The organism is Pleomorphovibrio marinus (genome assembly GCF_003347495.1).
GTDB classification, from domain to species: domain Bacteria; phylum Bacteroidota; class Bacteroidia; order Cytophagales; family Cyclobacteriaceae; genus Pleomorphovibrio; species Pleomorphovibrio marinus.
Genome location: NZ_QCXY01000005.1, coordinates 141,531 through 165,877 on the forward strand (window position 1 = coordinate 141,531; position 24,347 = coordinate 165,877).

Consider the following 24,347-nt stretch of genomic DNA (forward strand, 5'->3'; position numbering starts at 1 on the left):
ATGGAGCTGATAAAAGCATCACTTAGAAAACCCATATCCGTCATGGTCATCATGTTGGCTTTAGGGTTTTTCTCTTTCCTGACCATTCAAACCATGCCCATAGATATATTCCCCAAGGTAGGGATACCTACTATCTACGTGGCCCAACCTTATGGGGGGATGTCGCCGGAACAGATGGAGGGGTACCTAAGCTCCATCTATGAACAGCATTTCATCTACATTACCGGGATCAGTAATATGGAATCCCGCTCTATTCAGGGAATGTCCCTCATAAAACTGGAGTTTCATGAGGGTACGGACATGGCCGAATCCATGGCTCAGGTAGTTGCCCAGGTAAATCGTGCCGGCGGTAAAATGCCTCCAGGCACAATTGCTCCTTTTGTGGTGAGATACGATGCTGGCAATGTCCCTGTAGGCCAATTGGTTTTCAGTAGTGACTCCCGAAGCCTTCCTGAAATCCAAGACCAGGCAGTAAAGTGGGTCAGGCCCATGTTTTCTTCCCTGCCAGGAGTTTCCTCCCCCCCTCCTGTCGGAGGAAACCAAAGATCTATTGTCATTGACATCGATCCCGAAAAATTGAAGAGCTATCGGCTATCCACTGAGGATGTGGTAGAAGCCTTGGCTCAGGGAAATTTGCTCACCCCCTCTGGGAGTATAAGGATAAACGACACAGAGTACCTCACCAAACCCAACTCGGTGGTAAAGGATTACCAAGAACTGGAAAACATCCCTATCCACCTCAACCATGGGCCTTCGGTATACCTCAAAGACCTGGCAGAAGTAAAAAACAGTGCAGACATCACCACAGGTTATGCTTTGGTTAACGGTAAGCGTTCTGTCTACATACCCGTTACCAAAAGAGCAGATGCATCCACCTGGACCGTAGTAAAAAATGTAAAAAATGCATTACCCAGGATGCGAGAGGCTGTTCCAGAGGATATAAACATAGATTTTGCTTTTGACCAGTCCGGGTATGTGATCCGATCATTGAGAAATATCGGTATAGAGGCACTTATTGCAGCTATCCTGACAGGTACCATGGTGATCTTGTTTTTGGGGGACTGGAGAAGTGGATTGATTGTGGTAATGACCATCCCACTAGCCTTATTGACCTCCACCGTGTTTTTAAATCTTTCTGGTCAGACGCTCAATATTATGACCCTGGTGGGATTGGCATTATCCATTGGGGTATTGGTGGATGAGGCCACCGTGACCATGGAAAATGTATTTAGGCACCTTGAAATGGGGAAAAGTAAAGCCAAGGCAATTATTGATGGCACCAGGGAAATCGTGATTCCTAAATTACTTATAGTTTTTAGTATCCTGGCCGTGTTTGTACCCTCTTTCTTTATGTCCGGGGTGCCAAGATCCATGTTTGTGCCCCTCTCATTGGCGGTTGGTTTTGCCATGATCGCCTCCTTTTTGCTTTCCCAATCTTTTGTACCTGTTATGGGAAATTGGCTGCTTAAGGAAGAAAAGCTCAAGACCCTGGCGGAAAAACAGACTTCGGGAAAGTTTATGCGCTTTCTGGAACGCTATAAAAGAATCTTGAACACCAACCTGCAAAAAAGTAAAATACTGGTGGCCCTATACTTTTTAATCGGAATAGCAGGAACTGTGGGACTTTACCTTCTAATTGGAACCGAAATCTTCCCTAAGGTGGATGCCGGCCAATTCCAAATGCGGCTTACTGCTAAAGAAGGTACAAGAATTGAAAAAACCGAACAGATTACCCAGGAAGTATTCCAGGAACTCTATGACCTGGTGGGTAGAGAAAATGTGGAAATCAGCTCGGGTTATGTGGGGATAATTCCATCGGCTTACCCAGCCTCTACCACGTATATTTGGAACAGTGGCCCTCAAGTTGCCACCATGACTGTAAAGTTGAGAGATGGTTCAGGCATAAAAGTGGAGGCACTCAAGGAAAATTTAAGAGCCCGTGTCAAAGAGAAGTTCCCAACGCTCAAGCTTTCCTTTGAACCTGCCGACATTGTGGATCAAGTAATGAGTATGGGTGCCAATGCTCCCATCGAAATCTCCCTTACTGGCAAGGACATCAAAGAAACTAGGGAATATGCCAACAAAGTAAAAAAAGAGCTGGAAAAAATAGCTTATCTAAGGGATATTCAAATCCCCCAACCCTTGGATTATCCTACCCTTGAAGTAGCCATAGACCGCATCAAGGCGGGGCAATTGGGACTTTCCTCTGCTGATATAAGCAAATCCATGATTTCGGCCACCAATTCCTCCAGGTTTACCCGTCCCGTTTATTGGCTGGAGGAATCCTCCGGAAACTCTTATCAAGTACAGGTGGAAATACCTCAATACCGAATGAACAGTGAAATGGAGTTGGCCAATATCTTTTTGCCCCAGAGGGGTCAGACGAATAACGTATTGGGGGATGTGGCCTCCATCACCACCACTTATTCCCCTGGAGAGGTAACTCGGTTGAATCAGCAGAGGATGGTTTCTGTAACTGCCAACCTTCACGAAAAGTCCATTGGGGATGCAAGAAGAGACCTAAATAAGGCCATATCCAATGCCGGAGAGCGGCCTAGAGGGGTCAATCTTAGTATCAGGGGGCAAATGGAGTTTTTGGACGATACCCTTTCCGAACTGCAAACAGGAATTATAGTGGCTATCCTGGTTATCTTTCTGATGCTTGCTATAAACTTTCAGTCCTTTAAGGCTGCCCTTTCCACACTTTCCACCCTTCCGGCAGTGGCAATTGGGTCTCTTGGCTTTCTACTTCTTTTTGGAGCCACTCTCAATATTCAATCCTATATGGGATTGATTATGGCCTTGGGTGTGTCTGTAGCGAATGCCATCCTTTTCACCACTTTTGCGGAAAAAAGCAGAAAGGAACAGGGAAGCGCTTATACCGCTGCGCAAAAAGCTGCCGAAAGTCGGATACGCCCCATTTTAATGACCAGTATTTCTATGGTCGTGGGATTAATACCACTTGCCTTGGGCGGGGATCAAACCGCTCCTTTGGGAATAGCAGTGATTGGCGGATTGTTGTTTTCCACTATCACCACCCTTTTGGTGATGCCTGCCACCTATTCCTTGTTAATGAAAAATGCCAATACCTCATCCGTTTCCCTTGATCCTTATGACAGTCAAAGCAATTATTATGAAAATAAATAAGCCTTATCCACTACTACTAATCTGTGCCATCCCTTGGCTGCATTTTTCCTGTGGTTCCGGGGATTCCGGAGGAACCACTGCCCAAGAAACAGAGGAACGCTTCGAGGTTTTCACCTTGAAAAAATCCACTCTAGCAGGAAATTTCAGTTTGCCAGGTGAGCTTAAGCCCTTTGAAGCAGTAAACATCTATCCTAAAGCTAGTGGGTTTGTGAGAAAAGTAAATGTGGACAGGGGAAGCAGGGTGAAAAAAAACGAAGTGCTTGCAGAAATTGATGCACCTGAAATAGTTGCTGAAATGGCTGCGGCCAAGGCTGGTTCCCAAGCAGCTGAAGGAGAGGTGTTAAAACAAAAAGCCTTATGGGAAACCAGTAAGGACCATTATGAACGCATGCTTAAAACTTCCCAAACCCCAGGCGCCATATCCCAAGGGGATATGCTTCAGGTAAGTAACAAAATGCGCGAGGACAGCTCCTTGTACGTGGCCGCTCAAAGTCAATTAGAAGCTAGTAGGTCATTATTGCGTGCCAGTGAGCAAATGGCTGCTTACCTGACCATAAGGGCTCCGTTTGATGGAGTTATCACTGAAAGAAACGTTCATACCGGAACCTTTATTAGCCAGCAAGGAAGTGAAAACAAGGAGCCCATGTTTCGTCTGGAAATGACCCAAAAACTACGACTTGAAATCCCCGTACCCGAAGCATTTGCCGGCTTGGATTTTCAAGGAGACAGTGTGAATTTTGAGGTCAACACAAGACCTGGTACCATGCACAAGGCGGTCATCACCCGTCAAGCAGGTGGACTAAGGCCCCAAACACGTACCGAAATGATAGAAGCTGACATTGTTAACCAGGATTTATCCTTATTGGGTGGCAGTTTTGCTCAGGTCAATCTCAACTACCATAAAGAAAACACCTATATTATTCCTACTTCTGCCCTGGTAAGTAACCTTGAGGATAGGTTTGTTGTAAGGGTAGTAGAAAAACAAGCGGAAAGGGTTTCTGTACGTAGGGGGCTTCTCTATAAAGACGAAGTGGAAGTATTTGGAAATTTAAGGGAGGGGGATCAGCTACTGCTTTCTCCCCCAGACAATATCCAAACCGGCCAGACCGTCCAGATAAGTGCACCATGATTTTTGAATGCCTCTTATATTGATTAACTTCATTTTACAAATAAACTTGGAAAATGAGAGAGTCAAGAAGAAAATGGTTACGTATGGCGGGTCTCACGGGAATTGGCATTGCAGGGTATGGGCTGACTTTCTCCCAGTCCAGGGAGAATAGGCCTATTTCCAAAAAAAGCAATATCCCCAAAACTAACTTGAAGGAGAGGCAAATCCCTTCTTCTGGAGAAAACCTCCCAGTAGTGGGCTTAGGTACTTGGATTACCTTTGATGTAGGAAGTGCTGCTAAGGACAGGGATCCTTTAAGGGAAGTTTTGGGCCAAATGTACCAAAAAGGAGGCAAAGTGATCGATTCCTCTCCAATGTATGGAAAATCCGAAAGCGTAGTGGGAGAACTCTCTCAGGAAATGGAGTATCCGGATCATTTTTTCTATGCCACCAAGGTCTGGACAAGCGGCCGGGAGGCAGGTATCCGTCAAATGAGGGAGTCCTTGCAGAAAATGAATCGGAAGAGGATGGACCTCATGCAGGTGCATAATTTAGTGGATTACAAAACACACCTGAAAACACTTGAAGCATGGAAAAAAGAAGGACATATTCGATATATCGGGGTTACCCACTACACGGCTTCCTCCCATCCGCAGTTGGAGCAAATTGTAACTGCCAACCTAGTGGACTTTATACAGGTAAACTACTCCATGGTGGATAGAAACGCCGAAAAAAGACTGCTTCCTGCAGCCAAGGATCATGGTGTAGCAGTCATCATCAACAGGCCTTACTCCCAGGGGAGCTTATTTGGAAAAGTAAAAAACAAGCAACTTCCCGAATGGTGTGAGGAATTTGGCATACAGTCCTGGGGACAATTTTTCTTGAAATACCTGTTGGGAAACGAAGCCGTGACCTGTGTGATACCCGGAACATCAAACCCCAGGCACCTGGTGGACAACATGGGGGCTGGTGTAGGTAAAATGCCCGATGAAGTTACCAGGAAAAAAATGTTGAAAATTATCGAAGCCTGACCTTTTCAAAGCTAATACTTTTAGCTTCAATGGCAAGGAGAAACTATGTAGTAGTACTGCTTCCCGCAATACTTCTGATCACTCCCATCATCTTTTTGTAGGAGAGACTTCCATGATTGGCATTGGACAAATCAATTAAAACCCATCACTATAAATCCCCACCATCAACGCATCAATAATCTTGGCTAATTCTTCCGGGGCGTGATTGACTTTAAGATATGCCTGATTGCTAGTATCCCCTGGCTCCCACTTGTTGGAGCCATCCTCTGCCACCACTACTTGGCCCCGCTCTTCTAATTCCCAATAGGCCTTCTCGGGAGATACGGCATATAAAATGGAAGCCTGGTCCCAGCTTTGCCTACCGGAGAAATTGTTATAAAGTTCATAGGCCCTCCACAAAGGACTGTCTTCAGGAAGGTAATTCTTTAAAAAAAGCCCCCCAGTAATAATTTCCTGACCGATTTCCCATCCTGCAAAAACCACCCTGCCAGGCCAATTCTGCACAGAGTGGACCGTTGAGGCAGGATCAGGTCGGTAAAAATTTGCTTCTTTTCCTTCCGGGAAATGACCTCCCATGCAAGACCATAATTTTACTTTTTTCGCCACCAGTTCTACTCCACTCAGATCACTGTAACTATCCGGGGAGGAATCCAAAAGCCTGGCAACATTGGTAAGGTGCCCGATGCTGATAAGCACTACGCTGCTATCTTGGGCATTTGCCAAAAGCCTTCTGTAAACCTGCACAGCATCCTCCGCCTCCGCATACCTGGAAATTGCCGCAGGGAACTCTTGGGAAATTTGCCGGGTGTACCTAGAGTGGTTGTTAAGGGCAATTCCCGGTTCTACACCAATGGGAATATCGGGTCTCCCAAAATACTGATTGATAGCACTGGTGCATCCCGGGGCGAAGGGATCGTCACTAGTGACAATCACTCCCATGATTTCTACTCTGCCGTGGTCCGCTAGTGTATGCAACATTGCCAAAGCCCCCACATCGTCAACGTCTGAATCGATGTCGGTGTCAAGGATTACATTAATACCCTGGGACTGGCTATAGCTTGGAAAAAACAAAATAATCAGCCCAAGAACCACCAGGGAAAGGGGTTTTCTAAGACAATTGGAGAGGAAGGTGGCTGTCATTTTTCAGCTTAGCATTGGGGTTGCCCTCTTGCAGAGCTGTATACATATCCCCCATGGATCTCTAAGCATCACCAAGCGAGAACCATCCGGCAAGGTGTCGTCAGAAACTTCTTCCGCACCATTTGCAACCAACCTATCCCGATCAGCCGTGGGGTTTTCTGATACGAATGCTAAGTGGACCATTAAAGGATTCATTTTCTCAAATTCCAAAACTGGGGCTTTGTCATTATGGTAAAGTTCCACCATTACCTTTCCACTGTCATCCGCAAGGAAAGTCATGTAGGGTGGCTCAGCCATCTTTCTCACCACCCGAAGTCCCAAGTGCTTTTCGTACCAATCTGACAAGGCTTGCGGGTGCGTCACGTTTAAGGCAAAATGTTCTATCTTCATAATCTAGGATTTGAATAAAAAAGCCTCCGCCCAAGAATTCTATTCGAGGGTGGAAGGCTTTCTTGGTTTGTTTAGGACCTATCTGCACTGGGTTTGATCTCAGTAAGATTTTCGATTCTTACTGGGCCCTTGCTTTCAATGGAGTTTCTGGCAGCAACGCCAATCAAAACCGACATAATCCCGTCCCTGAGCCCTGCAGCATGCTTGAAAGGATCATCCGCATCAGGGTTTTTGAATATTTTGTCGTGCAACCTTCGGTCACCGCCACCATGGCCTCCCCTTTCACTTAAAACATTAATGATTTTGGGCTCTTCGAAGTTTTTATGAACCACCAATGGCTCTTGGTTCATGTCATCAGGTGTTTGGTCCATTTCAGCTGCATGTAGAGCCTCTTGGTCCAAATTATCCTTACTCATAAACGGTATGTCCAACCATGCATCTATCCTGCCGTTTTGACCATTGAATGCAATTTTCCATCCCTCGTAAGGGCTATAGGTAGTAAGGGAATAGTTAACCACCGCATTATTGGCATATTTGATATTGGCAGACATTTTATCAAAGATATCTATTTCATGCCTATATACACAACCATCCCGAATGTATCCGTCATGATCTTCATGTTTTACATAGAGGTTCATGTCATGTTGGCTCTTGGTGACATCCCAGTAATACTTGCAATCCGACTTGTGTTCACAAGACCTGCAACTTTTCCCCCTGAAAGGCCCATTGCTGCCGTAATGCTCCAAATCCCCATAGGCAAACACTTCCTCTGGGTCGGAATCCAACCACCAATTGAGCAGGTCAAAGTGGTGGGTGGCTTTGTGTACCCACAGTGTACCTCCATTTTCGGCCACTCCGTGCCATCTCCTGAAATAGGATGCCCCGTGATGGATATTCAGATACCAATGAAAATCCACAGAGGTAATCTCCCCTACTTCCTTGGTTTGGATCAGTTCTTTGATTTTGGTAATATAAGGGCTCCATCGGTAGTTAAAACCTACGATTAGTTTTTTGTCAGAACGCTTTTCTGCTTCCAGTATTTCCTGGCATTTCTTCTCATCAGTGGTTAATGGTTTCTCAGTAAGGACATCGATACCTGCATCCAGCCCTTTAATAATAAACTCATGGTGGGTGGAGTCCTTGGTGGTCACTATCAACAAGTCAGGCTTGACCTCCTGCATCATCTTGTCAAAATCCACAAAGGTAGGACAGGACACGCCCATATACTGCTTACCGAATTCAAGTCTTCCAGGGTTAATGTCGCTTAGACCCACAAATTCCAGAATTTCAGGATATTGTTCCACCAATCTTTTTCCCCAGAAGGAAATTCCCCTTACACCGGTGCCTACTAAGGCAACTCTAAGTTTTCTGTTCATGCCAAATCCCGTAAGTGGAGGGGCAAATGCCGTACCCGCTGCCAGCATACTGACCGAGTATAGAAATGATCTTCTCGAAAATTTATTTTCCATAATACGCTTATTAATAACGGTTGAGTCTATTTGGATACCCAAAACCCCAAGGTCTTGCGCAATCGATTGCATTATAGGGAGAATTTACTTTTTTTCAAAAATTGATAATCAGGAAAAAATTGAAAAAACAGAAAACAATTTAAAATATTATACCGATTAATTAACTTATGAATCCAAAAATTCTTTTTTCTGCCAAAAATAGGAGTTCAGCAATTGTTTATTTCGTAAAAACCGTGAACGCGAAATATCCAAGTTAAAGTTATTTATAATTAGTTTTAATACAAACAAGGCTAATGGCCGTATTCATGGTTTAAATCCATTATTTTGGGAAATATTTCACCAACTTACCATTGAAAATAAACCTTGATCTTTATGAAAAGTATTAAATGGGGGGTGCTTGGGGCAGCCAAAATCGCTAGGGAAAAAGTAATCCCCGCCATGCAGGGAAGTCAGCTCCATATTATTCATGGACTTGCTTCAAGAGATGCAAAGAAAGCCGAAATTACGGCAAAGGAATTGGGCATACCCGTTCATTATGGATCTTATGAAGCTCTAATTGACGACCCGGAAATAGATGCTGTTTACAACCCCTTACCCAACGACCTTCACGTGTTTTACACCAAAAAATGCATAGAGGCTGGTAAGCATGTTTTATGTGAAAAGCCCCTGGCACTGAAATCCGAAGAGATCCTGGACTTGATAAAGGCAAGAGATAAGCATAAAGTAAAAGTGGGTGAAGCCTTTATGGTGGCCTCAAACCCGCAGTGGATCAAAGCTAGGGAAATTGTCAATAGTGGAGAACTGGGAACCCTGAAAAGTATTCAGGGGTTTTTCAGCTATCACAACATAATGCCTGACAATATCCGGAATATTTCCGAAAATGGTGGTGGGGGCGTTTGGGACATAGGTTGTTACCCTGTTTTTACCTCCCGGTTTGTGTTGGGAAAGGAGCCGGAAAGGCTTGCTGCTTTATTGGATTATGACCCTAACTTTGGCACGGACCGACTGGGGGCGGTGCTTATCCAATACCCTAGTGTACAAATGAACTTTTCCATAAGCACACAACTGATGCCCTATCAAAGGATGATGTTTTTCGGGGATAAAAAGGCACTGGAAGTCCGTATCCCTTTCAATGCTCCCTCCGACGAGCCAAATGAGCTACCCCTTCACCATGGGGACATCCTTCACCATGAAGTGGAGATAATTAGAATGCCCATCAGCAATCAATACACCCGACAAGGAGAGGATTTCTCCAAGGCCATCTTAGAGGATGGCGATGTACCGGTAAGCCTGGAAAATGCCTACCGGAACACCAAGGTGCTGGAGGCCATTTTCAAAGCTGCTAAGGAAAAAAGGTGGGTGGACTTAGCTTAAGGTCTTATTGTACACCTGCTTGCCCTCAATAAATGTAGCACAGACTTGGATGTTTTCGTCAAAAACAACCAAGTCTGCATCCATCCCCGGCAATAAGGAACCTTTCCTATGCCCCACGCCTGTAATTCGTGCAGGGGTACGACTTGCCATTTTGACGGCCTCCAGCAATGGGACACCACCCTGTTGAACCATAGTCCTTACCAAACGGTCTGTTGTTGCCACACTACCCGCAAAGGAGCTTCTGTCTGGAAGTTTAGCTACTCCATCTTCCACCAAAACGGGCAAACCGGTATCTTTTTGACCCAAAATACTTGAGGTAACATTTGTGCCTGCGGCCCTCATGGCATCTGTGATAAGTGCAATCTTATCCGGTCCCTTTACTTTGTAAATAAGTTTTAACAGCGGTGAGGGTAAATGAACGCCATCCGCAATTACCTCCACATCTAACTCGTCCAACAAAAGGGAACTTTCAATAACCCCAGCGTACCTAAAGGCATTTTTTCTGGTAACCCCCGACATCCCAGAGTACAAATGGGTACTTAAGGTGTACCCATTGGCCAGAGCCTCTATGACGTCCTCATATACCGCATCGGTATGGGCGATTGCAGGCAGCACCCCCTTTTCCCTCAACCTTCTTCCAAAAGCCATGGCTCCGGACCTTTCCGGGGCGGCGCTCCACCTGGCGATTAAATGAGACCTCTTTAAAATTTCTTCGTATTCCTCGGGATCTGGGTCACGAATAAACCTGGGGTCTTGCGCACCCCGCTGGTTCATTGCAAAGTATGGCCCTTCTATGTGCATGCCCAAAAATGAGGCTCCATCATGGTTCTGCCGGAGTGCTTTTTCGTAGGTATCCAAAGTGTGAATAAGCTGCTCCTTTTCACTGGTCAAGGTGGTAGGCACCATGGCTGTAGTACCATAACTGGCATGTAGGGAAGCGATGCTAAGAAAGCCATCCACCTCACCATCCATAAAATCAAACCCTCCACCACCATGTACATGGATGTCCACAAAGCCTGGCGACAGATAATTCCCTTCTGCATCCCATATTTCAACCCCTTCCAGTTTCTCATTCCTTCGATTGATGCCGTGGATTTTCCCATCAAAAATTAAAACGCTGGCATTGAGAATGATTTCGAAAGGGGTAATTACTTTTGCGTTAATTATTTGGGTTTTCATATGATTATAATTTGTTTTTTAAAGGCCATATGGAATCTCGTAGTCTATAATCATCCTAGTGTGTGACGTGCTCATCATGCTCGATTTCATGCTCTTGATGAATTTTTTGGAACTACAAAATTTAATTTTGGATTCGTAAAGCTATGCACGATTTAAAAAATAAAAAAGGCAGGAAAAAAATTGACCTGCCTTTTACTAAAAAATTAGGGGTTTCTGTATGTTTAACTATTTCTTTAACAAATCAAATGCCAAATAAAACAGCTTGTTTTTCTTTAATGATTTTTCACAATTAAATAGACAGTAACCTTGCCAGTTGGGATTTAAATAGAAAAAAAACAGGTTAAAATATACCGATGCTTGCTTAGGTATTAATTTTCAGCAATTTAACAAGTTTCAAAATAGATAAAAGAAACTCACCTATCATTTCAAGGCTTGTACTTGGGAATAACAACTGTGGTTATTCCCCACAAATTGTTCAAATCATTACCCAAATGGAAACACAATAAAAAGTTATCCCCTGTAAAAGATACAGGGGATACTTTGATATTAACTCCACGTTCTGTCCCAACTCCTCTTTTGATCCCAATCGGGAGTGGGTTCAAAATAACCCGGAGCATCCGGGTGCAGGTGTTCTTTCATGACATCGTCGTTCAATTCAATTCCCAATCCTGGTGCGTCCAAAGGCACATTGGCGAAACCCTTGGTAACCATAGGTTGGGAACCAGTCATAGTGACCAAGTCTTCCCACCAGGGCGTATCCACAGAATGGTGCTCCAAGGATAAGAAGTTTTGTGTAGCTGCAGCGCAATGCACATTAGCCATAAAACAAACAGGAGAACCTGCCATATGCATGGCCATTGCCACACCGTTTTCCTCAGCGTAGTCTCCAATTTTCTTAGTCTCCATCAAGCCTCCCGATGTTCCCATATCTGGGTGTACAATATCCACAGCCTTTGCGTCGATCAATGGTTTAAAGCCGTTCAGCATATAAATATCCTCTCCAGTGCAAGTTGGGGTTTCTATGGCGTCAGATAGGGTTTTCCATTGGTCGGTATAGAACCAGGGCACCATATCCTCCAGCCAAGCCAATCTATATTTATCCACTGCCCTTGCAAACCGAATGGAATTGTTCACGTCAAAATGCCCAAAATGATCCGCACAAAGCGGGATTTCATACCCAATGGCATTCCTCACCTGCTCCATGTATTGAGCCAGTCCTTCCAAACCTTTTTCGGTGATCTGCACTTGGGTAAAAGGGTGCTGCGTACTACCATAACTCATATAATCCCTGGTATCATATTGGCCTTTAGCACCTCCCCAGAAATCCTTGTTAACAAGGGAACCTTCCTGCTCGGCTACCAGATGGATACCCAAATCCATCTTTAACCAAGTAAAACCCTGATCCACCGTTCTTTCCTTCATCACAGCAGCAAATTCGGATGGGTCATCAAACCCGGGGGTATCGGCGTATAACCTTACCTTGTCCCTGTACCTGCCACCCAGGAGCTGCCATGCAGGCACACCATAGGCTTTTCCGCATAAATCCCAGAGGGCCATTTCCACTGCACAGACTCCTCCTCCCAAACGGCCATGTCCACCGAATTGGTTGATTATTTTCCACAATTGTTCCACGTTGCAGGGATTTAGTCCCAGTATCCTGCTTTTGAGCATAAGGGCATATCTTTCGTCTGCCCCATCCCGGACCTCTCCAAGTCCATAAATTCCCTGGTTGGTGTCAATGCGTATAATAGGGGTTCTACCCACATTTCTCAAAACTGCCACCCGCATGTCGGTAATTTTCAAGTCTGATGGGTTGGAGAGGCGGTTTACCTTGGATGTGGTATGAGCCACTGTGTCCTCGATGGATGCATTCATCAAAGCTGCAAGGCTTAATCCCCCCAACATGGACTTTTTAAGAAAGCTCCTCCTTTTGTTTTCCGTAGTGGGGTCATCAATTTCAACCTGCCTAGCCTGTGCGGCTACCGCATCCTCTGCTTTACATTTCTCAATAATCTTTTTTAAATCTTCCTTCATAGGTTTATTGTATTAAGTTTGATGAATAATAGGCAATAAAAAACCATCATTGAATAGCATAAGCACTACCAATAATGGTTTTGATAATTTTTAAAATTTCACAAACATTGAAAGCTTTCTCTGTATTACCAGTTCCTATCTTTCATGTATTCGTCCAGTTCCTCCCTGCTCATGGGTAGGTCTTGTTTTTCATTAAGCCAATTCAGAAAATCTTTCTTAATCTCATCACTCCAGCTACTATCGATTTCGCCGGCTGTGTATTTTTGTTCTCTTAATCGTTGATGGCCAAATTCATCCCTGAGCATAATAAATTCGGCATTGATCACAAGGTCAGCCAAAAGGTGAGAAGGTATAAATATCACACCCCATTTATTGGCAAGAACGGCATCTCCTGGCAATACAGTAGCTCTTCCGATCCGGATGGGATAGTTGATGGTGGTCATCATCATTTGTTGGATGTAGCTGGGGTCATGGCCTTTTATCCAGCCATTGAACCCTTCAATTTCCAAGAGGCCGGCCATATCCCTCACAGAACCGTTAAAAATCACCCCATTTCCGGAGTTGGTATAAATGGCGTTGCCCAAATTGTCTCCAATCAAGGTACCGTCCACAATTTTGCCGTAGCTATCCGCCACGTATATGTCTCCCTGGGTCAATTGGTCGATAGGCCAAGAATTGGTGCCTCCCCTTTGTGCACGGCCTTCCTCTTTTCCAATTTCCTTTACCAGATCGTTTACATCATCTCTAAGGGGCATGTATTGTGCAGTGAGTGCACGTCCGGTCATCACTTCTTCATCATCTAAAATGACCCAGTCGTTTTCATATTGGTTATGATACCCTTTGTTCCTCAAAATCCCCCAGGCTTCTTCCATGGAAATTCCTTTGAGTCGCTCCAATAGAGCATCCGGAACTTTTGGTCTTCCATCCTCAAATCTCTCACCTTCCCAAGCCGAAGTTAGGGCGATGATTTGTTCTGGTGTGGGAGTAATTTGCTGTGCCTGAGCCTGAATGCTCAGTAAACAAATCCAAGCAATAGTTGCTAACGCAATTTTCTTCATTATATCTAGGTTTAATACATTAAAATCGACCTCAATTTGGGCAAAAGCCGACGAATTTTCAAAAAGAATCACATAAATTATAAGAATGGTAAGCAAGATTACCATTCTTATAATTTTCAAAATTTTAGCTCCACCACCTGTCGTTTGACCTAATGGTATTCCACTCTTCTGTTGGGGCAAAATATTCAGTGCCTTCGACTAGGTGCTGCTTGATGACATCGTCATTCAACTCAATACCCAAACCCGGCCCTTCTGGCACTGGGGCAAATCCATCCTTAACCAAAGGCTTAGGTATACCTTTCACCATATCTTCCCACCAAGGAATATCTACAGAATGGTGCTCCAATGCAATGAAGTTTTCTGTAGCTGCTGCACAGTGAATGTTGGCCATGAAAGAAACAGGAGTACCTGCAAAGTGCATGGCCATGGGAATCCCTCTCTCTTCGGCATAATCCCCAATTTTCTTGGTTTCCAATATGCCCCCTGAGGAGGCTAAATCGGGTTGAATCATGTCCACCGATCTCGTATCCACCAATTTGACGAATTCCTCTTTGAGAAATATGTCCTCACCGGTCAAGGTTGGGGTTTTAACTGCATCCGTAATTTGTTTCCACTTTTCGGTGAAAAACCAAGGTACCATGTCTTCTAGCCAAGCCAACCGATACGGCTCAAGTGCATCTGCCAAGCGTATACACTCTTTGTAGTCAAAATGGCCGAAATGGTCTGCTGCAAGTGGCACATCATAACCCACCTTGTCCCTTACTGCCGCCACATATTGCACTAACTCCTCCAGCCCCTTATCGGTAATTTGAATAGCGGTAAAGGGATGCTCGGTACGGGAATAACTGCCATATTCGCTGGCCCACTTTGTGCCTTTGTCAAAAGCTTTAGTATTGACCAAGGATCCCTTATTGTCACGGATCATCTGCACCCCGAAATCCATCTTCAGAAACGTATAGCCCATATCCATGCGTTCTTTCATCCTGGTTGCAAAAACCTCAGGATCCCTGGACTGAGTAGTATCGGAATACAATCGGATGGCATCCCGGTATTTTCCCCCCAGCATTTGATAAACTGGTACATTATACGCCTTTCCGGCCAGGTCCCATAGTGCCATCTCTACGGCACAAACTCCCCCTGCCTGTCTGGCATGATTCCCGAATTGCTTGATTTTTTTGAAGATCCGTTCAATTTGACAGGGGTTTTCACCTAGAATACGGCTTTTTAGTTCCAAGGCATATTTGTGGCTTGCCCCGTCCCTCACTTCGCCCAATCCGTAAAGCCCTTGGTTAGTGTCTATCCTTATGATAGGACACCGCATTGGAGCACCAGCCACTTCCGCTACCCTCAGATCCGTAATCTTTAAATCGGAGGGACTGGAATACCTGTTAACCTTTTGGGTGGAATAGGCCAGCGTATCCTCAATAGGTTGAAACATAAATGCCCCTAGAGCAAGGCCTCCCAAACCTGCTTTTTGTAAGAAATCCCTTCTTGCGGGAATGCTCTCCTTCTGGCCGGGTCCCGCAGTGGGTTGAATCTTTTGCTCCGGAAGTTTGAACAGGTCGTTGAATTTTGGGTTATTGTAGTTTTTCATTTTTCTTTTAGAGTTAATCAATTGTTATTCAAAAAAGGGAACTCCCTCGACAGCATATTTTTTCATGCCTTCTTCATTGATTTCTACTCCGATGCCAGGTTTTTCCGAAAGGGTTATAAAGCTATTTTCAGTCCTTGGCCCGTCATAGGTCACAATTTCCTGCCACATGGGATCCTTGTCCATGTAGATTTGCCACTCCATAATCATGAAATTAGGCACAGAAGCACAGACGTGGCATGAGGCCATTGCACCTAAGAAGGATGCCACCATATGCGGTGCAAAGGGCACATAGTAAAGGTTAGATAGATTGGCAATCCGCTGTCCTTCTCCTAGCCCACCGGCTTTCTGAAGGTCAGGCATAATGATATCCACAGCTCCATCATTCAGCAGCCTGGTAAAGCCATGTGCCAAGTACAGATTTTCGCCCGTGCAAATGGGAGTGGTAGTCTGTTGTGTGATGAACTTATAGGCATCAACATTATCAGCCGGTATTGGCTCTTCCAGCCACATCAGGTTTAAATCCTCGTATTTCTTGGCCATCCGCAGACCCGTAGGTGCATCATACCGGCCATGCATATCTACGCAAATGTCTATATTAGGACCTACGGCCTCCCTCACAGCAGCTATAGCTTGGTACATACGGTCTATCTCCATAGGGTTGGCCGTCCAGTTGAACCTGTCGTATTTGTTGGGGTCCCTTCCGTCATCTACATCAAATTTTACTGCATTATATCCTCTGGCTACCGTGTCCTTTGCCGCCTCTGCATAATCTTCCGGTGTAGGGTTTCTGGCCGTATATAGGGCAGTATCGCAATACACCCTGATCTTATCCCTGAATTTCCCACCAAGCATCTGATAGACAGGCACTCCATAGACTTTTCCTGTTAAATCCCACAGTGCAGTTTCCACAGCAGTCATCACGGCCACATACATGCCCGATTGTGCCCCACCGAAGAAAGCAGACTTTCTCAAAAATTCAGCAATTCGGTGAGGGTTTAAAGGGTTTTGTCCCTTGATCATCCGGCCCATTCGTTGAACGAGGTGGTAAGTGCCATGAATGGCATCCACAGCCTCCCCACAGCCCCATACATCCTGATTGGTATATATTTTCACAAACAAAGACCCCCTCACATATCCGCATTTCACGTCGGTAATCTCAAGGTCAGATGGATTGGAATATTTGGGCGCATTGTCTACTGCCTTGGCCAATCCACTACCATACGAAGACAACCAAGCTGTCCCTGCCATACCTGCCAATGCAGATTTCCCTAAAAACGATCTTCTGTCTAATTTTTTCTTCATCTTTGAAATATTTGGTTTATAGATTTAATGTTCTTAAAAAAAAGATGGGGCTTCCTCCACGGCATATTTCCGTATGGCCTCTTCGTCCGGGGTCACCCCCACTCCAGGTTTGTCCGACAATGCGATGAACCCGTCCTTGATGATGGGATCTTCCTGAATGAGTTCATTCCATTGATCCCATTTTGAAATCCAATGCCATTCCAAGCAAAGGAAATTGGAAACTGTGGCGCAGCAGTGGGATGCAGCCATAGCGCCGAAAGGAGAGGCCACCATATGGGGTGCCATGGGCACATAATAGAGGTTTGCCAGATTGGCTATTCTTTGCCCTTCCCCGAGGCCCCCACATTTGTGCAGGTCGGGCATCACAATATCCGCAGCCTGTTTCTCCAGAATTTTACGGAAATCATGCGCCAGGTAGTGATTTTCTCCCGTACAAATAGGTGTTTTGGTTTGCCGGGTGATTTCCCTTAAGCTATCCAAGTTTTCAGCCGGAATGGGTTCCTCCAGCCACATAAGTTTAAAGGGCTCCATTTCCTTGGCAATCTGAATTCCCGAGGGCAGGTCATACCTCCCATGGGCATCCAGGCAAAGGTCCATGTTCATGCCTATGGCATCTCTTACTGCCCCCACCTGTTTCACCATGCGCTCAATTTCCCCGTTGGAGGCCGTCATATTGAATTCATCCTGCTTAGAAGGGTCCCCGGCCCAGTCTATATCAAACTTTATGGCTGTAAACCCTTTATTTTTCACTTCCATTGCGGCAGCGGCCATATCCTCTGGGCTTTCTGAACTACTTGCCGTATCACAGTACAGCCGTATTTTGTCCCTGAACTTCCCTCCCATCAATCGGTAAACCGGGAGTCCCATGGCCTTTCCTGCCAAATCCCAAAGTGCGATTTCAATGCCGGTAAGCACAGCTACATACATACCGCTTTGGGCACCCCCAAAATGGCCTCTGCGAAGAATTTGTTCGAAGATCTTATTGATATCCAGCGGGTTTTTTCCCACTAGAAACTGCCGCATATTGTCCCAGCCTATGGATCCTGTGGCCACACCATAGGTACCCCTCACTGCATCCATAGCTTCTCCATAGCCTACGATGTCCTGGTTGGTGATAAGTTTTACAAACATATGGGTACCATGGCCACGCATATAGGCAGTTTTGATGTCTGTGATTTTCAAATCCGAAGGATTGGAATACCTGGGGCCATTGGCCACAGCATCTGCTAGTTCACTGCCAAAGGCAGATAGGCCAAGACTTCCGACCACTCCTGTGGCCAAACCTTTTTTGAGAAAAGACCTTCTAGAGGACTCTTTTGGGACACTTTCCATATTGGTGATTTTGGGTTATTTTATTGCTATGGTATTACCAGGTCCTATTTTTCAGGATTTCCTGAATCTGTTCCTTTGGTACAGGCAACTCGTCGATATGGTCATTGAGCCATTGGGAAAAGTCTTTTTCAATTTCTTCCTCCCACCGGGTATCAATTTGTCCTGCGGTATATACACCTTCCCTTATCCTTTGATGGCCGAACATGTCCCTTAACCGTACAATCTCCGAGGTGACTACTACTTTTTCTGCAAGATGGGGCGGAATAAAGGATACCCCTCCATCTCTTCCTAAAACCACATCCCCGGCCATTACGGTAACTTGCCGGATTTTAGTGGGTTTGTTGATGCCGATGAGCATGGTATTCAGGTTGCCCCTTTGGTTATGGTGAGAGGGATGGTAACTTGTAAAAAAGGAAGTGAAACCGCCAATTTCTTTTAAGCCTGTGATATCCCGTAAGGCCCCATCATAAACGATTCCATTGCCGGACCTGGCATAGATAGCATTACCTACGTTGTCACCTATAGTTGGGCCGTCCACATGGATGCCAAATTGGTCTGCCACATACACATCTCCCTGAATCAGCACATCTATTGGCCATGAATTTTGGCCTCTTTTGCCTTCTGCTTTTCCCCTTTCATCAATGGCATCATGAATGTCTGGCCTACCGGGCATAAAAGTGGCAGTAACCGCTCTACCCACCAAAACCGAATCCGGATTGATCAATTCCCATCCTTCTGCATATTGGTACAGGTAACCTGCGTTTTTCATCACTGCCCATGCTTCTTCGTGGGTTACCTCCTTCATTCTCTCAATGATATCATCCGGGACTTTTGGCCTTCCGTCATCATAACGTTCCCCTTCCCATTCCGGGGTCAGGAAAAGCATTTCTTCTTTGCTAATTTGCTGAGCAGAAAGACTAAAGGAGGCCAAAAATAAAAAGAGTAATGGGTAAATTTTAATATTCATTTTGATTGGTTTAAATGGCTGTATAAAGTTCTAAAATGGATTTAGGGCAGGCTTTTGTTGAAAGCCTGCCCTAAATATACTAACTTAATTGTTAGATGCTATTTGTTCTTGCGTAGAGGCATCCCACCAGACTCTTGTGTCCAAATTGTCAGGTCCTTGCCTGCTAATGGCAGCTTGAATATTCTGGTTATTCACGGCAAATTCCGCATCCGGATAGGATAATCTCCTGATAAATTCCCCACTAATATCCCTACCTGGATAAGGGTTTGGAGTAAGGGCAGGATAGCCAGTCCTGCGGAAATTAGCAAAAGATTCGTGTCCATTCAGAAATGTGGAAACCCAATATTCCTCTCCTATCTGCTCCATCGCATTGCCCATATCCAAGGGGTTGGCCTCAATATATGCATCAATTTGGTCAGATGGTATTTCTGTTGCAGACCCATAATCTGCCATTTGTTCCATATTGGCACGAACAGCATTCTCAAATAGCTCAGCAGCATCACCGTTCACCCAACCTCTAACAACAGCTTCGGCAACAAGAAGGCTGGTTTGGGCATAGGTGATCAAAAACGAGGGTGCATCCCTGGCAGTCATCCTAGTCCTATCCACTTGGGAGAACTCGTAAAAACTTTGAAGTCCTCTCTCTTGAACTACCGCAGCTATGGTCTGGTTGTCAAAACCCATAGGAAAACCCATTTGATCTTCCGGGCTCCTAGACAAGGTCACACCAGCTGGAGGGTTTCCTGCCAAAGAACTGTTTTGATCTGGTCCACTTCCTGCTCCAATAAAACGAACTGCGATTGAAGCCAACCTGGGGTCGTTTTTTTCCCTTAAAAACTGTTCAAAAGGTTCTGCCAAGTAATAATTATTGGCCTCGGTAGCATTTAAGGTGTTACCTAAGGCATTGGTATAGTTAAAATCGTGACGGATCACTAAATTATCCTCATTACTTGTCATAACCCCGCCATTTATAGCCTTTACCGCCCACTCTTGAGCGCGTGAGGGATTTACTTTGGTATGCCTCATAGCTGCTCTTAACATTAGGGAATATCCTAGCCTTCTCCAACTTTCTATGTCACCACCGTAAACAACATCCCCGTTTTCGATGGTGCTGGCGTTGCTAAGCCCTGCAGTGGCCTGCTCCAGTTCATTTAACACATCCAAATAGATGTCCTCCTGCCTGTCATAGGCTGGATCCACTTTGCCTTCCAAAAAGCCAAGCCCAGCCTCAAAATAGGGGATGTCCCCAAAGGTATCCGTCAATATCATGGCAGAATAACTGTGAAGGATCCTAGCCATGTGGTAGAGGTTGGCACGATTTGGATCGTCCCTGGTAAATCGCTTGACATCAGTAGTGTGTTTCAACACGTCCCGGTAAAACTTATTCCAGGTTCCAATGGCAAATGGACGGTTCAATTGATTAAAGTTTCCACCAGCCAAAACGCCTCCATTTGGGGAAACCACTTGTTGCACAATGGCAATTTCATACGTCAAGGACGTGCCCGCAGGGGATGAAAACAAAACGGCTCTGTTCATCAGGTATAGCGGATTCAATTCGGTGGGTTGTACCGGATTGATATTCATTTCATCAAAGCCTTCGTCGCAACTTGTCAAGGGTGCAAGTAATACCAGACTAAGCAAAATATATTTAATTGTCTTTTTCATAACTGTATCATTTTTGACCATGATTTTTTTTCCTAACTTTTTCATTTGTTAAAATTTAAAATTTAGGTTAAAACCGATGCTTCGCGTTACAGGCAATCCATGTGCTTCCAAGCCCATCAAGTTGTCTGAAGAAAAACCAAACTCCTCAGGATGAATGTTAGGTACCCATTTCTTTAATACCAGGACATTATTACCCACAATATTTGCCCTTAAGCTTTTAATGAAAAAATTCTCTGGTAAGTGTGGAGTAAGGTTATAGCCAATAGTGACTTGCCTAAGGTTCCAGAAGCCGGCATTATAAATGAATTCTTCTACCATATTCTGAGACCTTACCACCTCATAATAAGGTTGAAGCTGGGAGGGTACGTCATTGGGGACATATACTGTATTAGTGACCTCTCCTGCTTCGTTAGTTTCTACACTCTCGATTTTCACCCCATCGCCAATGACAAATCCCTCCTCTCTACCGGGCAAAGTGCCTTTATGCAAACCATGACGCCAAGCGTTGAAATTGGTTCCGGAAAGCAACTTATGTCCTAGTTTAAAGTCGATTAAAGTAGATACTGTGAGGTTCTTATAGTGAAATGTATTCATAAATCCACCCACCCAAACTGGGATAGCTGAACCAAAAGGAATTTGCAAATCAGTCCTGAGAGGCCTTCCGTTATTAGCGTCGAAAATTACATTTCCATTTGGGTCTCTTCTATAACCAAATCCATAAATCTGCCCCATGGGCATACCCACAGCCTGCCTCAATTCTCCCCCAAACACAGCCGCACCGACAGTAATAACACTATCCGCATCAGATACGCCTAATCGGATGGTCTCTGTTTGGTTATATGCGGCATTGATACTGGTCTCCCACATGAAATTTTGAGTTTGAACAGGGACTGCTGTCAAAAGCAGCTCCAGTCCCCTATTTTTACTTTCCCCCACGTTGATAAGCTGGTTGGTATAGCCGGAGGCATCAGATACTTGGGCACCGAGAATTTGGTCCGTAGTCAATTTATCATAGTAGGTAAGATCCAATCCAACCCTGTTATCAAAGAATTTCAACTCTAACCCTACTTCCCATTCTTTTACGGTCATAGGCCGCAAATTTGCATTAGGAACAGTGGCGGTATTGATAATGCCTATGGGTTGCTGTTGGCCTGCGGGATTAGGAAATAAATTTGGTTCTACCCTGTAAAACAAATTATCGGCATAGGGGCTCACGTCGGTGTCACTTCCCACCTCAGCATATCCTGCTCTGACCTTACCGAATGAAATCCATTCCGGAAAGTTTTCCCAGGGTTGGGAAAAGACAAAACTACCTGTGACAGCAGGGTAAAGAATACTCCTATTTGCAGGAGAAAGGGTAGAAAACCAATCGTTTCTTACCGTACCATTTATGAATAAGTAATCCCTAAAGGAAAACTCACCCATGGCATACAAAGAATTAACCTGTCTTTCAGAGATATCATAGATAGGGTCTTTTACCCTTCCGTTCATGACTGTGTATAAATCTCGTACTACAAAATCATTGACCAAGGTGTTGTTTCTATCCATCCTTCGGTACATCTGGTTTCCCCCCAGAGTCAGGCTTGTACCAAAATCCCCAAATTTATGGTTTGCACCAATTAGGAAGTCCGCATTTACCTCCCTAAACCTCCGGTTGTCTTGTACATACTGGCCGTTTACAAAACCTACAGGCGCATTACCCAAGGAGGCTGTGCCTGTTGGAAAATTATATTCTTGATCCCTAGCGAAAAAATCCTGGCCGACCCTTCCTTGGACAAACAACCAGTCGGTAACATTGTACCTAGCAGTGATGTTTCCGAAAACCCTGTCCCTGCGGACATTGTCGAATTTTTCGAAGGTAGACCAATAGGGGTTTGTCCTGTTCCTAAACCTAGAATACACAAACTCATCCCCATTGGCATCTGCCATTTTTTCCTGCATCAACCATAATGGCATAGAATTCGCCAAAGTGTTAAGAGTAGTGGGCGTACTCATATCCTGCTCGGCAATCTGAGGTGGGTTTTTGATGTTTTCCAAGGAGTAATTGATATTACCAGAAACTATCAGTTTCTTGGCAATTTCCTGGGTAAAACCAAGGTTTATGGTTTTTCTGTTATAATCCGAATTGGGAACTATACTTTGGTTGTCCAAATTGGAAACAGATAAGTTAAATCCTCCGAATTCACCACCTGAAGAAATAGAAACGGTATTGGTAAAGGAGTGACCTTGACGATAAAAAGTACTAATATGACTGGGTTGTGGCACATAGGGTAATTCCACCCCGTCAAACAATACTTGAGTCATCCCAGGTTGAAACCTCTCCCCAAAACTCCAAACCCCAGACGTAGGATTAGGGGAAGTGGGGCGGATTCCATTTTCGCCTTGACCGTATTCATATTGCCAGTCCGTGAAATCCATGGCATTATCAGCAGTGTAATTAGTGTTAAATTCGACACCTATACCTTGCTCCTTACTCCTGGTCTTTGTGGTAATCATAATAACACCATCTTTAGCCCTCGCACCATATAGGGCAGAAGCTGCTGCACCCCTAAGTACCGTCATACTTTCTATGTCATCGGGGTTGACACTCGTCAGTCCATCTCCACCATCAGAAACACGAGTTTGGCCTCTGTCGGTGTTTGCTGCATCCGATCCCTGGTTTCCCGGGTTGGCTCCAAAGTTAGTGTTATCTATGGGAACCCCGTTTATAACGATTAATGGCTGGTTTTGTCCTCCAAATGAAGACTGGCCCCTGATCCTTATTTTACTCGTACCCGCTGGGCCAGATCCTAAAGAACTGATATTTACACCAGCCACCTTGCCTTGAAGGGCATTCATAAAGTTGGGAGTTCTATTAATGGTCATTTCCTCAGCTTCCACCTTATTGGTGGCATAACCCAAGGCCTTGGCTTCCCTTTCTATACCCAAGGCAGTCACTACCACTTCTTCCAAGGCCGCTACATCTTCTTGAAGGGTCACATCTATTACAGACCTATTTCCTATTTGGACCCGCTGTGTAGCGTATCCTATATAAGAAACCACAAGGGTGCCGTCTTCAGGTGCGGTAATGGAATAATTCCCATCTATATCCGTAACTGTTCCAAGTGTGGTACCAGCCACGGCCACAGCTGCACCAGGGATGGGTTCTCCATCTGGTGTATAAATTGTACCCGTTATGTTGATGTCCGCTTCTTCCAATTGAATTTCTAGCGGTTGGTCTCCATTAAGGTTCAAATTCCTTACACTTATAGTGTTGTTTACCTGCTTAAAATGAAGCTGAAGCTGAGTAGCAACATCAGTGAGTATCTCTGCTACAGAACCTCTGTTCTTTGTCAAGGCTATTTGCCTATCATCCAAGAGGTTCTTATCGGTGTAGAAAAAGCTAAACTCAGTTTTCTTTTCAATAGCCTTCAAAATAGTTTCAAGGTTTCCTTCCTTGACATCCAATTTAATCCTTACATCTTCTATGCTCTTGGCCTTGACTTCCTCCAGAGCCAGAGCAGATGGTATGGCCATTGCCACCGTCATTAACCATGAAAGGCAAAAGAAGGTACAAG

At 44.9% G+C, this 24,347-nt stretch carries 16 protein-coding genes; 4 read left to right on the forward strand and 12 right to left on the reverse strand.

From position 1 onward, the window contains the following. Genes DB520_RS14365 through DB520_RS14375 form a run of 3 tightly spaced genes read left to right on the forward strand, consistent with a single transcriptional unit; the run spans position 1 to position 5,286 of the window. Positions 1 to 3,147 (forward strand): efflux RND transporter permease subunit, encoded by a 3,147-nt coding sequence (locus DB520_RS14365; protein WP_114750417.1) that lies wholly within the window; start codon positions 1 to 3, stop codon positions 3,145 to 3,147. Further along, positions 3,134 to 4,276, forward strand: coding sequence for an efflux RND transporter periplasmic adaptor subunit (locus DB520_RS14370; RefSeq protein ID WP_114750418.1), 1,143 nt, complete (start codon positions 3,134 to 3,136; stop codon positions 4,274 to 4,276). Before DB520_RS14365 ends, DB520_RS14370 begins: the two co-directional genes overlap by 14 nt. Positions 4,277 to 4,329: 53 nt before the next feature. After that, positions 4,330 to 5,286: an aldo/keto reductase gene (locus DB520_RS14375; RefSeq protein WP_232834988.1), complete on the forward strand. Its 957-nt coding sequence runs from the start codon at positions 4,330 to 4,332 to the stop codon at positions 5,284 to 5,286. A 135-nt stretch (positions 5,287 to 5,421) separates the two neighbouring features. Here DB520_RS14375 and DB520_RS14380 read toward each other — a convergent pair whose 3' ends face one another. From DB520_RS14380 to DB520_RS14390, 3 genes are all read right to left on the reverse strand, one after another. Further along, positions 5,422 to 6,426, reverse strand: coding sequence for a nucleoside hydrolase (locus tag DB520_RS14380; protein WP_114750419.1), 1,005 nt, complete (start codon positions 6,424 to 6,426; stop codon positions 5,422 to 5,424). Between the two features lie 3 nt (positions 6,427 to 6,429). Beyond that, complete coding sequence (locus DB520_RS14385; RefSeq protein ID WP_114750420.1) at positions 6,430 to 6,816, reverse strand: VOC family protein; 387 nt, start codon at positions 6,814 to 6,816, stop codon at positions 6,430 to 6,432. Between the two features lie 71 nt (positions 6,817 to 6,887). Then, positions 6,888 to 8,285, reverse strand: a complete 1,398-nt coding sequence (locus tag DB520_RS14390; protein ID WP_232834989.1) for a Gfo/Idh/MocA family protein — start codon at positions 8,283 to 8,285, stop codon at positions 6,888 to 6,890. A gap of 372 nt (positions 8,286 to 8,657) precedes the next feature. Here DB520_RS14390 and DB520_RS14395 point away from each other — a divergent pair, with 372 nt between their 5' ends. Further along, positions 8,658 to 9,659, forward strand: a complete 1,002-nt coding sequence (locus DB520_RS14395; RefSeq protein WP_114750422.1) for a Gfo/Idh/MocA family protein — start codon at positions 8,658 to 8,660, stop codon at positions 9,657 to 9,659. Here DB520_RS14395 and nagA read toward each other — a convergent pair. The 9 genes from nagA to DB520_RS14440 all read right to left on the reverse strand — a co-directional run bounded on the left by nagA (position 9,651) and on the right by DB520_RS14440 (position 24,318). Next, positions 9,651 to 10,838, reverse strand: a complete 1,188-nt coding sequence (gene nagA / locus DB520_RS14400) for an N-acetylglucosamine-6-phosphate deacetylase (protein ID WP_114750423.1) — start codon at positions 10,836 to 10,838, stop codon at positions 9,651 to 9,653. The two genes, DB520_RS14395 and nagA, sit on opposite strands and share 9 nt — an antisense overlap. A 546-nt stretch (positions 10,839 to 11,384) precedes the next feature. Further along, positions 11,385 to 12,872 carry a mandelate racemase/muconate lactonizing enzyme family protein gene (locus tag DB520_RS14405; protein ID WP_114750424.1) on the reverse strand — a complete coding sequence of 496 codons (1,488 nt, stop codon included), beginning with the start codon at positions 12,870 to 12,872 and terminating at the stop codon, positions 11,385 to 11,387. 125 nt (positions 12,873 to 12,997) lie between these two features. Further along, positions 12,998 to 13,930 carry an RraA family protein gene (locus tag DB520_RS14410; protein WP_114750593.1) on the reverse strand — a complete coding sequence of 311 codons (933 nt, stop codon included), beginning with the start codon at positions 13,928 to 13,930 and terminating at the stop codon, positions 12,998 to 13,000. Positions 13,931 to 14,054: 124 nt separating this feature from the next. Continuing rightward, entirely contained in the window at positions 14,055 to 15,524 is a 1,470-nt protein-coding gene (locus DB520_RS14415) for a mandelate racemase/muconate lactonizing enzyme family protein (RefSeq protein ID WP_114750425.1), read from the reverse strand. 24 nt (positions 15,525 to 15,548) lie between these two features. Continuing rightward, positions 15,549 to 16,826, reverse strand: a complete 1,278-nt coding sequence (locus DB520_RS14420; protein WP_114750426.1) for a mandelate racemase/muconate lactonizing enzyme family protein — start codon at positions 16,824 to 16,826, stop codon at positions 15,549 to 15,551. Positions 16,827 to 16,859: 33 nt separating this feature from the next. After that, a complete protein-coding gene (locus DB520_RS14425; protein WP_114750427.1) occupies positions 16,860 to 18,158 on the reverse strand; it encodes a mandelate racemase/muconate lactonizing enzyme family protein in 1,299 nt (432 codons plus the stop codon). A gap of 34 nt (positions 18,159 to 18,192) precedes the next feature. Then, a complete protein-coding gene (locus DB520_RS14430) occupies positions 18,193 to 19,125 on the reverse strand; it encodes an RraA family protein (protein WP_114750428.1) in 933 nt (310 codons plus the stop codon). Between the two features lie 84 nt (positions 19,126 to 19,209). Continuing rightward, entirely contained in the window at positions 19,210 to 20,790 is a 1,581-nt protein-coding gene (locus tag DB520_RS14435) for a SusD/RagB family nutrient-binding outer membrane lipoprotein (protein WP_114750594.1), read from the reverse strand. 48 nt (positions 20,791 to 20,838) lie between these two features. After that, positions 20,839 to 24,318 (reverse strand): SusC/RagA family TonB-linked outer membrane protein, encoded by a 3,480-nt coding sequence (locus DB520_RS14440; RefSeq protein WP_114750429.1) that lies wholly within the window; start codon positions 24,316 to 24,318, stop codon positions 20,839 to 20,841. Between the last annotated feature and the right edge of the window lie 29 nt (positions 24,319 to 24,347).